Genomic DNA, 12,050 nt, shown 5'->3' with positions numbered 1-12,050 from the left:
ATGATGGGCCTGTGGGGGAGGGACGAGACATCCAGGTGACCAGCGACCCGCCGGCCCGCCGTGCCCCGGCGGCCACGCCACCGGCCGACCCGCCCGCGGCGCGCTGGGATCCGGCCGGTGGCCTGGCCGCGCTGCGCGGACTGCTGGCCCGGCCGCTGGCCTCGTACTACCTGCTGCTGTCCAGCGCCGGCCTCCTGCTGCTGATCGGCCTCACCATGGTCTTCTCCGCCACGAGCGTGAAGGACTTCGCCGAGGGCGGCGACGCGTCCGCGTCGCTGACCAAGCAGGCCGTGTTCGCGGTGATCGGCATCGGCGCGTTCTGGGCCTGCCAGCGGCTGCCCGCGCGCACGTTCCGGGCGGTGAGCCGCCCGGCGCTCGGCGTGGCGGTGGCGCTGCTGCTCACGCTCAACCTGTTCGTCGCGCTGAACTCGCTGTTCGGGGTGACGTCGATCGGGCCGCTGCGGGCCGAACTCCTCTCGCTCTCCCTGGGCCCGATCTCGCTGCAACCGGTCGAGGTGGCGAAGTTCGCGCTGGTGCTGTGGGCGGCGCACGTGCTGGCCCGCAAGGGCGCCGCGCTGGGCTGGTGGAAGGAACTGGCGACACCGCTGTTCCCGGTGGTGGGCCTGCTGTTCGTGCTGGTCGGCTTCAACGACCTGGGCAGCATGGTCTGCCTGCTGGCGCTCGTGGTCGGGCTGCTCTGGGCGGCCGGCGTACGGGGCCGGGTCTTCGCCGCGCTCTCCGCGATCGGCCTGGCCGGCATCGGCCTGCTGGTGGCCGCCGCCTCGCTCGGCGCCGGCTCCGGCTCCCGGGACGCGGACAACTACCGGCTCGGCCGTCTCACCATGTGGCTCGACCCGCCGGATCCGAAGACCTGCTTCGAGCAGGAGCTGGACTACTGCTACCAGCTCGTGCAGGCCCGCTACGCGATCGGCAACGGCGGCTGGTTCGGCGTCGGCCTGGGCCAGAGCTCGCTGAAGTGGAACTACCTGCCCGAGGCGCACAACGACTTCATCTTCGCCATCGTCGCCGAGGAACTCGGCGTGGTCGGCTGCACAGTGGTCCTGACGCTGTTCGCCGTGCTCGCGTACACCGGGATGCGGATCGCCCGCCGGGTCGAGGACCCGTTCCGCCGGCTCGCCGCCGCCGGCGTGACCGCCTGGCTGGTCGGCCAGGCCGTCATCAACATCGGTGGCGTCACCGGGCTGCTGCCGCTGACCGGCGTACCGCTGCCGTTCATCTCCGACGGCGGCAGCGCCCTCGTGGTGACGCTCGCCGCGATCGGCATGCTCGCCTCGTTCGCCCGCGCCGAGCCGGACGCGGCGCGAGCGCTGCATGCCCGTCCGCCCGCCCGATGGGTCCGACTAGTGTGGGCCCCGTTGCCGCCGCTTCCCGGCCGGCGCCGCAGACCGGCGCCGCCTCCGGCCGACCGAGGGTCCGTGCCCCGGTCCCGGCAGCGGCGGCAGGACGACCAGGCCGCGCCCCGCGGCGCCCGGTCCGACCGGGCGCGCACCGGCGCGGCGAGCGAGAGGAGACGCTGATGGGTCCGCTGCGTTCGGTGGTGCTCTGCGGAGGGGGTACGGGCGGGCACATCTACCCGCTGCTCGCCTTCGCCGACTGCCTGCGCCGACACGACCCGAGCGTCCGGATCACCTGTCTGGGCACACCCAAGGGGCTGGAGAACGAGCTGATCCCGCCGGCCGGATACGACCTGCGGCAGATCCCGGCCTACCAGCTTCCCCGGTCGGTCAACATGAGCCTGGTGCGTACCCCGGACCGGATGTGGAAGGCGGCGCGCGCCGCGGGCAAGGTGATCGACGAGGTCCAGGCCGACGCCGTGGTCGGCTTCGGCGGGTACGTCTCGGTGCCCGGTTACCTGGCCGCGTGGCGGCGGGAGCTGCCGATCGTCATCCACGAGGTGAACGTGCCGCCGGGCGTGGCGAACCGGCTCGGGATGAAGTTCACCAAGAACGTCGCTGTGGGCTTCCCGCACCAGCCGGCCCAGGCCGAGGCGCTGCGCGACGCCCGCGTGGTCGGCGTGCCGCTGCGCCGGGGCATCGCCGGGCTGGACCGGGCCGCGCTGCGTGACGCCGCCCGCGCCCACTTCGGACTCCGTCCCGACCTGCCGGTGCTGTTCGTCGCCGGCGGCTCGCAGGGCGCCCGCTCGATCAACCTGGCCGTCTCCGGCGCGGCGAAGGAGCTGGCCCGCAACGGCGTGCAGGTGCTGCACGTCATCGGCGCCCGCAACGAGCCGGTGTCCGTGCCGACCGACCTGCCGGTGCCGTACGTCACGCTGCCGTACCTGTCCGAGATGGAGCTGGGTTACGCCGCCGCCGACCTGATGCTGGCCCGGGGCGGCGCGATGACCTGCGCCGAGGTGGCCGCGATCGGCCTGCCCACCGTCTACGTGCCCTACCCGCACAGCAACCAGGAGCAGAAGCGCAACGCGCTGCCGGTGGTGGAGGCGGGCGGCGGCCTGCTGGTCGACGACGCCGAGATGACCCCGGCGTGGCTGGAGCGGACGGTGATCCCGCTGATCCGGGATCCGCAGCGGCTGTACGCGATGGGCGCCGCCGCCGCCGGGTACGGCCGCCGCGACGGCGACGTGGCGCTGCTGAACTTCGTCTACGAGGCGGTGGCTCGGTGAGCGCGAGGAGTGAGCTTGCGAGCCCCGCAGTCGCGAACGACGGTGGCTCAGCGATGTGTGGCACCGCGACGGGAAGGTACGTCTGATGAACACCGCGCAGTTCACGCCCGCCGGCACCATGACGGCGGAGGACCTGGGCCGGATCCACCTGATCGGGGTGGGCGGGGTCGGGATGGCCGGGCTGGCCCGGCTGTTCCTCACCCGGGGCCTGCCGGTCTCCGGCAGCGAGCTGCGGGAGTGGCCGTCGCTGGCCGGCCTGCGGGCGCTCGGCGGCACCATCCACTCCAGCCACGAGGCGTCGAACCTCGACGGGGTGGACACGGTCGTCTACTCCTCGGCCATCCCGCAGGACCACCTGGAGATGGTCGAGGCGCGCCGCCGGGGCCTGCGGGTGCTGCACCGCTCCGAGGCGCTCGCCGCCGCGATGACCGGCCGCCGCACGGTGGCGGTGGCCGGCACCCACGGCAAGACCTCCACCACCTCGATGGTCACCATGGTGCTCCAGCAGGCCGGCACCGACCCGTCGTTCGTGATCGGCGGCGAGATCTCCGAGGTGGGCTCCGGCGCGCACCACGGCACCGGCGAGCACTTCGTGGTCGAGGCGGACGAGAGCGACCGCTCCTTCCTCATCTACCGGCCGTTCGTGTCGATCATCACGAACATCGAGGCGGACCACCTCAACACCTACGGCGACCTGGCCACCCTGGAGGCGGCGTTCGCCGAGTTCGCCCGGCTCACCGACCCGGCCGGCTTCGTGATCACCTGCGCCGACGACGCGGGCGGGCGCCGGCTGGCCGAGACGCTGCGCGCCGAGGGCCGCCGGGTCTGGACGTACGGCGAGTCCGCCGACGCGGACCTGCGGATGAGCGAGGTCGTGTCGTCCGCGCACGGTGTGCGCTACCAGGCCGAGGTCGAGGGCCGGCCGCTGGGTGAGATCCGGCTGCCCGTACCGGGCCGGCACATGGCGCTCAACAGCGCCGCCGCGGTGCTCGCCGCGTACCTGCTGGAACTGCCGGTGGCCGCGGCGGAGGCCGCGCTCGGCGCGTTCCCCGGCGTGCGGCGCCGCTTCGAGCGCAAGGGCGCGGCGGACGGCGTGCTGGTCTACGACGAGTACGCCTACCACCCGACCTCGATGACGCTGGCGTTGCAGACGCTGCGCGAGGTGGCCGGGGACGGCCGGCTGATCGTGGTGTTCCAGCCGTACCGGCTCTACCGCACCCGCGACAACCAGGCGGAGATCGCCGCCGCGCTCGGCATCGCGGACGAGGTGGTGCTGCTGGAGGTCTTCGGCCCCGGCGAGACGCGCCGCCCCGGCGAGGGCTCGGCCGCGCTGATCCAGGAGGTGCCGCTGCCGGCCGAGCGCAAGGTGTTCGTCGAGGCGTGGGACGACGTGCCGGGCGAGGTGGCCCGGCGGGCGCGGACCGGCGACGTGGTGGTGACCATGGGCGCGCCGCCGATCTCGCTGATGGGTGACCAGTTGCTCGACGCTCTGCTCGCCCGCTCCGCCGGGGGCACGGGGCTCGGCGCCGGCGTCGACCCGGACGGCGCGGCGACCCCCGCCGGATGAGTCCCGGTCCGGCCCGCGGCCGTACCCCCGGACCGGACGGCGGGGCGGGGCGGCGCAGCCCGTCCCGGCGCTGGCAGCTCGTGCGGGCGAACGCGGACGCGGTGCCGCCGTCGACCCGCCGGTTCATGGCCCGGGCCCGGCAGCGGCGGATGCGCGCCGCGCTGCCCTGGGCGGTCGCCGCCGCGGTGCTCGCCGTCGCGGGCCTGGTCGCGTGGACGGTGCTGGGCACCGGCCTGTTCGGCGTCCGCGAGGTGCGGGTGGTCGGCGCGCAACTGGTCACCCCGGTGCAGATCCGCGACGCCGCGGCGGTGCCGGACAACGAGCCACTGGCCCGGGTGGACCTGGACGCGACCGCGCGCAAGGTCGGCACGCTGCCGCCGGTGGCCAGCGCCACTGTGGAGCGCCAGTGGCCGGACACGCTGGTGATCCGGGTGCGGGAGCGCACCGCGGTGGCGGCGGTGCCGCAGGGCGACGGCTTCGTGGTCGTCGACGGCTCGGGCGTGGTCTTCCAGCGCCTGGACCGGGCGCCGGACGGGTTGCCGCAGGTCCGGGTCGCGCGGCCCGGCCCCGACGACCCGGGTACGCGGGCCGGGTTGGCGGTGCTCGCCGCGCTGGGGGAGAAGCTTCGCGCGGAGCTGGTCGCGGTGGACGTGGCCGGCCTGGCCCGGATCACGCTGCTGCTGCGCGGCGAGCGTCAGGTCTTCTGGGGCGACGCCTCCCGCGGCACCGACAAGTCGACAGTGGCCACCTCGTTGCTGAACCGCAAGGCGGACCGGATCGACGTCAGCGCGCCGGACGTGGTCACGTTCGAGTGACCCGTGGCTCAGCGAGCCCGCGCTGTGTCCCCTGTCGCTCGGTCGGCGACACGCCGGAACAGGTCCTTGGCTCCTGGCGCGGCGGCGCATACGTTGCCTCGAAGAGATCAGTGGTTGACATAACTCTAAGCCTCTAGTAGAGGGTGAGGGTTCAGCCGTCGGAGGCCGCTGATCCGGCCAAGCCGTGTGGGGTCGGCCCATGCCAATCTCGAAGGGAAAGGACCGGAGATGACACCTCCGCACAACTACCTGGCGGTCATCAAGGTCGTCGGCATCGGGGGCGGCGGCGTCAACGCCGTCAACCGGATGATCGAGGTTGGGCTCAAGGGCGTCGAGTTCATCGCGATCAACACCGACGCGCAGGCGTTGCTGATGAGCGACGCCGACGTCAAGCTCGACGTGGGCCGGGAGCTGACCCGGGGACTGGGCGCGGGCGCCAACCCGGACGTGGGCAAGAACGCCGCCGAGGACCACCGCGACGAGATCGAGGAGGTCCTCAAGGGCGCCGACATGGTGTTCGTCACCTGCGGCGAGGGCGGCGGCACCGGCACCGGCGGCGCGCCGGTCGTGGCGAACATCGCCCGCAAGCTCGGCGCGCTCACCATCGGTGTGGTCACCCGGCCGTTCTCGTTCGAGGGCAAGCGCCGGCAGGTCCAGGCCGAGGCGGGCATCGAGGAGCTGCGCAACCAGTGCGACACGCTCATCGTGATCCCGAACGACCGGCTGCTCGCGCTCGGCGACCGCAACATCTCCATGATGGACGCGTTCCGCACCGCGGACCAGGTGCTCCTCTCCGGTGTCCAGGGCATCACCGACCTGATCACGACGCCGGGTCTGATCAACCTGGACTTCGCCGACGTGAAGAGCGTGATGAGCGGCGCCGGAAGCGCGCTCATGGGCATCGGCAGCGCGCGGGGCGAGAACCGCGCCGTCGAGGCGGCCGAGGCGGCGATCTCCAGCCCGCTGCTGGAGCAGAGCATGGACGGCGCGCGCGGCGTGCTGCTCTCCATCGCAGGCGGATCGGACCTCGGCCTGTTCGAGATCAACGATGCGGCGCAACTGGTCACCGACGCGGCCCACCCGGACGCGAACATCATCTTCGGTGCGGTCATCGACGACGCGCTCGGCGACGAGGTGCGGGTCACCGTGATCGCGGCGGGCTTCGACGGGGGCGCGCCGGCGTACAAGGCGGTGGAAGCGCCGCGCAAGAGCAACCAGAACCCGCCGGCCCAGCCGAACGCGCCGGTGAGCCCGCCGGCCACCATGCCGGCGCCGCAGCAGCCGTCGCGCCGGGTGCTCTTCGACGACGTCGACGTGCCCGATTTCCTGAAGAACGGGTCCTGAGCCGCGCCGATGACGGAGTCACAGACGGCGGTGCGGCCCGAGCGGCGTGCCGAACTCGCGGCCGGGCTGGCCCAGGTCCGGGCCCGCATCGCCGACGCCTGCGCTGCGGCCGGGCGGCAGCGCGACGAGGTCACACTGGTCGCGGTGACCAAGACGTACCCGGCGGCGGACGTGGTCGCGCTGGCCGGGCTCGGCGTGACCGACGTCGGGGAGAACCGCGACCAGGAGGCGGCGCCGAAGGCGGAGGCGGTCGCCTCCGCCGGGGCCGCGCCGCGCTGGCACTTCATCGGCCAGTTGCAGCGCAACAAGGCCCGCTCGGTGGTCCGGTACGCCGACGTGGTCCAGTCGGTGGACACCGTCCGGCTGGCCGCCGCGCTGGACGCCGCCGCCGGCGCGGTCCGGGACCGGCCGCTGGACGTGCTGGTGCAGGTGAGCATCGACGGCGACCCGGCCCGGGGCGGGGCACTGCCCGGCGCGGCCGATCCGCAGCGGGGGCTCGACCCGGTGGCCGCCGCGGTGGCCGGCGCCGACGGTCTGCGCCTGGCGGGCCTGATGGCGGTGGCGCCGCTGGGCTGGGAGCCGGACCGGGCGTTCGCCCGGCTGGCCGAGGTGGCGACGGCGCTGCGGGCCGACCATCCGGACGCGACTGTGCTGTCGGCGGGCATGAGCGGAGACCTGGAGAGCGCTGTCGGGCACGGCGCGACACATGTCCGTGTCGGCAGCGCGTTGCTCGGAATGCGCCCTGCGCTGCGGTAGCCTCACCACGACGGAAGCAAATTACATCAGTGTTGTTCAGGACGGCGTTCCCGGAGCCGGGGGCCGTGACGGGCGGACCGCGAACCGCGCGTCAGGGGATTGCCGATCCGGTCCGGTGGGCATGATCGTCCACTCGTGATCAAGCGACACGGCACGGGGGCGCGTGCCGCACGGCGGACGGAAGGGCGCGGGGATGGGTGCACTGCGCAAGGCGGGGGTCTGGCTCGGTCTCGTCGAGGAGGACGACGAGCGGGCGTACGAGGACGGTGGCTACGACAAGGGTGGCTACCGGGACTCGTCGCGCTACCGGTCGAGCCGGTACGCCGAGGAGTTCGCCGACGAGGACGACGACGAGGCCGAGGAGCCGCCGACGACGCGCAGCCGGCTCGGCGACCGGGGCCGGCTCTCCGAGCGCGCCTCCAGCCGCGCGGTCGACGCGGACCGGGCCGAGGCCGAGCGCCCGGAGCGGGCCGAGCGGTCCAGCGTCCGGTCGATCACCCGGTCCTCCGGCGGTGACGCCTCGGGCGCGCTGACCTACCACACCCGGGACAACCTCGCGCTCGCGCCGCAGGCCCAGCCGCGGGAGCGGGAGCGCGTGGTGCCGGAGGACGAGCAGCGCTACCAGATCACCACGCTGCACCCGACCACCTACCGCGAGGCGCGGACCATCGGCGAGCACTTCCGCGACGGCGTACCGGTGATCATCAATCTCACCGAGATGGACGAGGCGGACGCCCGCCGGCTCGTCGACTTCGCCGCCGGGCTCGCGTTCGGCCTGCGCGGTACGATCGAGCGCGTGACCAACCGGGTGTTCCTGCTCTCACCGGCCAACGTCCAGGTCACCGCGGAGGACAAGGCCAAGATCGCTGAGGGCGGCTTCTTCAGCCTGAGCTGAGCCGCACGACCGAGGGACGTCGCCTGCCGTGTTGTCGATCCTGTTCCAGGTGCTCTACCTGCTGCTGTACATCTTCCTAATTGTCCTTTTGGCGCGATTTGTTCTCGGGGCGGTACTGGCCTATGGTCGCCGCTGGCAACCGGGGCGGGGAGCGTCGGCGGGACTGGAAGTCGTGTGGAGCGTCACTGATCCGCCCCTGCGAGCGTTGAGGCGTGTGATCCCACCACTGCGAATTGGTACCGTGAGCATCGACCTGGCCTCCCTTGTGCTCCTGGTTATCCTGTTCGTGCTGATGGAGTTCGTGTTTAGGCGCCTGATCTTCGCGTTTGCCTGACCAGAGCGCTTTCGCGGCCGCAACTGACCCGAGGAGTTTCGATGCCGCTGACCCCGGCCGACGTCCACAACGTCGCCTTCAAAAAGCCGCCGATCGGCAAGCGGGGGTATGACGAGGAGGAGGTCGACGCCTTCCTGGACGAGGTCGAGCGCGAGCTGGCCCGTCTGATCGAGGAGAACAACGAGCTGCGCGCCCAGGTGGAGCGCGGCGGTCGGGGTGGCGCTCCCGCCGGCCCCGGCGGTGACGCCCGCCTCGCGGCGGAGCTCAACGACGTCAAGGCCCAGCTCGACCGGGTGCAGCGCGACAAGGCGGCCGCCGAACAAGCGGCCCGCGCGATGCAGGCCGAGCTGGAGCAGGTGCGCACGCAGGGCGGCCCGGCCGGCGTGACCGGTGACGGCGAGCAGCAGGCGCTGCGGGTGCTCATGATGGCCCAGCGCACCGCCGACGACCACGTCTCCGACGCCCGTCGCGAGGCCGACCAGCTGCTCTCCGAGGCCCGTTCGAAGGCCGAGGAGGTCACCCGGGAGGCGCGCGCCAAGGCCGACGCCCTGGAGCGGGACGCCCGCCAGCGGCACCAGGAGGCCATGGGCGGCCTGGACGCCAAGCGCACCGCGCTGCAGAAGCACATCGAGGAGCTCAAGCAGTTCGAGCGCGAGTACCGCACCCGCCTCAAGGCGTACCTGGAGAGCCAACTGCGTGACCTCGACGGTCGCGGCCAGGGTCTCGAGGTGGAGATGAACCGCGCCGAGGGCACCCGTGCCGCAGGCAGCAACGGTCTCGCCGCGGCCGGTCTCGCCGGCTCCTACGGCGGTGGCCGCGCGGGCTCGCTCGAGTCCGGCCGCTGATCCCGCGTCGGTGGCCGTCCCCGTGACGGCCACCGACCGCCCAGACCGACACGACGCGGCCGGGGGTGAGCCGTGGTAGCCGCCAGCATCCTGCTCATCCTCGTCGCGGTCGTGCTGCTGATCGCCGGCCTCGCCGGCGGATCCAGCCTCCTGCTCATCGTCTCGATCGCGGCCAGCCTGCTGTCCGCCGTCGCCTTCGTCGCGTTCGCCCGCCAGGCCGCCGCGGCGCGGGCCACGGCCGGCCGGGGTACCGGGCCGCGACCGCGGACCGCGCACACCGTTCCGTCCCCGGACGAGCCGGTGAGCCCGGTCCCGCACCACACGTCCACGTTCGGCGCCGGCGGATCCGGGTGGCGGCAACCGCCCGGGTCGCCGGTGACCGAGCCGGACGACGCCCCGCCGCCGGCCGCGTACTCGCCGCCGGCCGAGCCGTTCGCCGCCGGGCCGTTCGAGGCCGCCGCCGGGCCGTACGAGGCCGGGCCGTACACGACGGCGTACGAGGCCGATCCCGTCGCCGGGCCGTACACGTCCGCGTTCGACGCCGAGCCCGCCGGGCCGTACGCGGCGCCGGTGGACGCGGACCCGGTCGTCGCCGACGCGGCGCCCTACTCTCCGCCCGGCCCGCGCGTGCCGGAGACCGCCCGGCCCACCTCGCCCGCGCCGGGCGAGGCGTTCGACGGCGACCCGTCCGCCGAGTACCTCTCCACCGGGGACGTCGCCCGGCTGGTCCGGCTGCCGGGCGAGGTCCTGGTGGTCGACGGCCGTCCCCGCTTCCACCTGCCCGGCTGCCCGCACCTCGTGGGCCGGGAGGACGAACCGCTGCCGGTCGCCGAGGCGGTCGCGCTGGGCTTCACCCCGTGCGCGCGCTGCGAGGCCGCCACCACCCTGCTCGCCGAGGCCCGGCCGCGCTGACCATGACGATCGCGGACGACACACTCACCGTCGCGGTGCGGGTGAAGCCCGGGGCGGCCCGCGCCCGGGTGGGCGGGCGGTTCGACGGGCCGTACGGTCCCGCGCTCGTCGTCGCCGTGCACGCGCCCGCTGTGGACGGCCGCGCCACCGAGGCGGCCCGGCGCGCGCTCGCCGACGCGCTCGGCGTCCGCCCGGCGACCGTGTCGCTGCGGTCCGGGGCGGCCAGCCGGGACAAGCTGTTCCTGGTCGAGCGCCCGCACGACGGGCTGCCCGAGGTGCTGCGCCGGCTGCGCGACGGCAGCACGGCGTGAGGTCCGGTCGGGCCGGCCGGCGATGACCCCGGGGCTCGACGTCGCGCTGCTCGTGGGCGCCGCCGTGCTGCTGGTCGCGGTGGGCGCGGTGCGGTTCTCCACCCGGCTCGGCGTACCGAGTCTGCTGGTCTACCTGGCGCTCGGCGTGCTGCTCGGCGAGGCGGGCCTGGGCATCCGGTTCGACGACGTCGAGCTGACCCGGGTGCTCGGCTTCTGCGCGCTCATCGTGATCATCACGGAGGGCGGCCTGACCGCCCGGTGGACCACGTTGCGGCCGGTGCTCGGCCTGGCCGCGGCGCTGTCCACGGTCGGCGTCGTGGTCAGCATCGTGGTCGTCGGCGTGGTGGTGCACCTGCTGCTCGGCCTGGACTGGCGGCTGTCGCTGCTCTACGGCGCGGTGCTCTCCTCCACCGACGCGGCGGCCGTGTTCGCCACGCTGCGCCGGCTGCGTCTGCCGCCCCGGCTGGTGGCCGCGCTGGAGGCCGAGTCCGGGGTGAACGACGCCCCGGTCGTGCTGCTGGTGCTGCTGCTGTCCCGCGCCGGGGCCGAGGCCGCCCACCCCTGGTGGTACGAGGTGCTGCTGCTCGGCTACGAGCTGAGCGCCGGCGCGGCGGTCGGGGTCGGCGCGGGCCTGGCCGGCCGGTACGCGCTGCGCCGGGCCGCGCTGCCGTCGGCCGGCCTGTACCCGATCGCGGTGGTCGGCTTCACGGTGCTGGCGTACGCGGCCGGCTCGGTGCTGCACGCCTCGGGCTTCCTCGCCGTGTACGTCGCGGGCGTGCTGCTCGGCAACTCCCGGCTGCCGCACCGCCAGGCGATCCTCGGGTTCGCCGACGGGCTGGCCTGGCTGGCGCAGATCGGCCTGTTCGTGCTGCTCGGCCTGCTGGTCTCGCCGAGCCGGCTGGACGCGGCGGTGCTGCCGGCCGTGATCACCGGGCTGGCGCTGCTGCTGCTGGCCCGGCCGCTGTCGGTGGCGGTGTCCGCGCTGCCGTTCCGGGTGAACCTGCGCGAGCAGCTGTTCCTGTCCTGGGCCGGGCTGCGCGGCGCGGTGCCGGTCGTGCTGGCGACCATCCCGCTGTCGCTGCACGTGCCGGGGGCTGATCGCCTGTTCGACGCCGTCTTCGTGCTGGTGGTGATCTTCACGTTGCTCCAGGCCGGGACGCTGGCGCCGGCGGCGCGCCGGCTGGGCGTGACCGCACCGGCCGAGGCGAGCGAGATCCTGCTGGAGACCGCGCCGCTGGAACGGATGCGCGCGGACCTGCTCCAGCTCGAGGTGCCGGCCGGGTCGCGGCTGGCCGGGGTGCACGTGGACGAGCTGCGGCTTCCGGTCGGCGCCGCGGTGACGCTCGTGCTGCGCGACGGCGTCGGTTTCGTGCCGGGCGCCGACACCCGGTTCAAGGTCGGGGACAGCCTGCTCATCGTGGCCACTGCCGGGGTACGGGACGAGACCGAGCGGCGGCTGCGGGCGGTGAACCGCCGGGGCCGCCTGGCGAGGTGGTTCGGGGAGTACGGCGAGGAGACGGCCCGCTGATCTGCTACCGTTCCTTTTGCCCCGATTGATGGCAGTCCGGGGCGGATACGTGGGACGACGGTGCGGCACGTTGTCGGACGCCTGTACGTTCCGTATTCT

General features: G+C 74.0%; 12 protein-coding genes. All 12 read left to right on the top strand.

Annotated elements, in window-relative coordinates:
- The first annotated feature begins 122 nt into the window (after window positions 1-122).
- Window positions 123-1,538 (top strand): putative peptidoglycan glycosyltransferase FtsW, encoded by a 1,416-nt coding sequence (locus O7622_RS24995; protein WP_282314218.1) that lies wholly within the window; start codon window positions 123-125, stop codon window positions 1,536-1,538.
- A complete protein-coding gene (gene murG / locus O7622_RS24990; RefSeq protein WP_282310604.1) occupies window positions 1,538-2,644 on the top strand; it encodes an undecaprenyldiphospho-muramoylpentapeptide beta-N-acetylglucosaminyltransferase in 1,107 nt (368 codons plus the stop codon). The genes O7622_RS24995 and murG overlap by 1 nt, the downstream gene beginning before the upstream one ends.
- Window positions 2,645-2,729: 85 nt before the next feature.
- On the top strand, window positions 2,730-4,211 hold the full coding sequence (gene murC, locus O7622_RS24985) for a UDP-N-acetylmuramate--L-alanine ligase (RefSeq protein ID WP_282310603.1): 1,482 nt from the start codon (window positions 2,730-2,732) through the stop codon (window positions 4,209-4,211).
- Entirely contained in the window at window positions 4,208-5,026 is an 819-nt protein-coding gene (locus O7622_RS24980; protein ID WP_282310602.1) for an FtsQ-type POTRA domain-containing protein, read from the top strand. Before murC ends, O7622_RS24980 begins: the two co-directional genes overlap by 4 nt.
- Window positions 5,027-5,254: 228 nt before the next feature.
- Window positions 5,255-6,370, top strand: a complete 1,116-nt coding sequence (ftsZ, locus tag O7622_RS24975) for a cell division protein FtsZ (protein WP_282310601.1) — start codon at window positions 5,255-5,257, stop codon at window positions 6,368-6,370.
- Between the two features lie 9 nt (window positions 6,371-6,379).
- A complete protein-coding gene (locus O7622_RS24970) occupies window positions 6,380-7,126 on the top strand; it encodes a YggS family pyridoxal phosphate-dependent enzyme (protein WP_282310600.1) in 747 nt (248 codons plus the stop codon).
- Between the two features lie 193 nt (window positions 7,127-7,319).
- Window positions 7,320-8,021 carry a cell division protein SepF gene (sepF, locus tag O7622_RS24965; RefSeq protein WP_282310599.1) on the top strand — a complete coding sequence of 234 codons (702 nt, stop codon included), beginning with the start codon at window positions 7,320-7,322 and terminating at the stop codon, window positions 8,019-8,021.
- Between the two features lie 28 nt (window positions 8,022-8,049).
- Complete coding sequence (locus O7622_RS24960; RefSeq protein WP_013287596.1) at window positions 8,050-8,355, top strand: YggT family protein; 306 nt, start codon at window positions 8,050-8,052, stop codon at window positions 8,353-8,355.
- Between the two features lie 41 nt (window positions 8,356-8,396).
- The gene (locus tag O7622_RS24955; protein ID WP_013287595.1) at window positions 8,397-9,200 is read left to right on the top strand and encodes a DivIVA domain-containing protein; all 804 of its coding nucleotides are present in this window, start codon (window positions 8,397-8,399) and stop codon (window positions 9,198-9,200) included.
- 300 nt (window positions 9,201-9,500) lie between these two features.
- Window positions 9,501-10,112, top strand: coding sequence for a hypothetical protein (locus tag O7622_RS24950; RefSeq protein ID WP_348774087.1), 612 nt, complete (start codon window positions 9,501-9,503; stop codon window positions 10,110-10,112).
- Between the two features lie 2 nt (window positions 10,113-10,114).
- Window positions 10,115-10,423, top strand: a complete 309-nt coding sequence (locus tag O7622_RS24945) for a DUF167 domain-containing protein (RefSeq protein WP_120568830.1) — start codon at window positions 10,115-10,117, stop codon at window positions 10,421-10,423.
- Window positions 10,424-10,445: 22 nt separating this feature from the next.
- Entirely contained in the window at window positions 10,446-11,951 is a 1,506-nt protein-coding gene (locus O7622_RS24940; RefSeq protein ID WP_282310597.1) for a potassium/proton antiporter, read from the top strand.
- The last annotated feature ends 99 nt before the right edge of the window (window positions 11,952-12,050 follow it).

It is taken from the genome of Micromonospora sp. WMMD1076 (assembly GCF_029581475.1).
In the GTDB taxonomy this organism is placed as follows: domain Bacteria; phylum Actinomycetota; class Actinomycetes; order Mycobacteriales; family Micromonosporaceae; genus Micromonospora; species Micromonospora aurantiaca.
This window is presented reverse-complemented; position numbering and strand designations above follow the sequence as displayed.

Excerpts from the sequence above, each read along its gene's own strand:
- O7622_RS24980 (WP_282310602.1), top strand. The coding sequence starts at position 4,208 with ATGAGTCCCGGTCCGGCCCGCGGCCGTACCCCCGGACCGGACGGCGGG.
- O7622_RS24945 (WP_120568830.1), top strand. The coding sequence starts at position 10,115 with ATGACGATCGCGGACGACACACTCACCGTCGCGGTGCGGGTGAAGCCC.
- O7622_RS24970 (WP_282310600.1), top strand. The coding sequence starts at position 6,380 with ATGACGGAGTCACAGACGGCGGTGCGGCCCGAGCGGCGTGCCGAACTC.
- sepF (WP_282310599.1), top strand. The coding sequence starts at position 7,320 with ATGGGTGCACTGCGCAAGGCGGGGGTCTGGCTCGGTCTCGTCGAGGAG.
- ftsZ (WP_282310601.1), top strand. The coding sequence starts at position 5,255 with ATGACACCTCCGCACAACTACCTGGCGGTCATCAAGGTCGTCGGCATC.
- murG (WP_282310604.1), top strand. The coding sequence starts at position 1,538 with ATGGGTCCGCTGCGTTCGGTGGTGCTCTGCGGAGGGGGTACGGGCGGG.
- O7622_RS24940 (WP_282310597.1), top strand. The coding sequence starts at position 10,446 with ATGACCCCGGGGCTCGACGTCGCGCTGCTCGTGGGCGCCGCCGTGCTG.
- O7622_RS24955 (WP_013287595.1), top strand. The coding sequence starts at position 8,397 with ATGCCGCTGACCCCGGCCGACGTCCACAACGTCGCCTTCAAAAAGCCG.
- murC (WP_282310603.1), top strand. The coding sequence starts at position 2,730 with ATGAACACCGCGCAGTTCACGCCCGCCGGCACCATGACGGCGGAGGAC.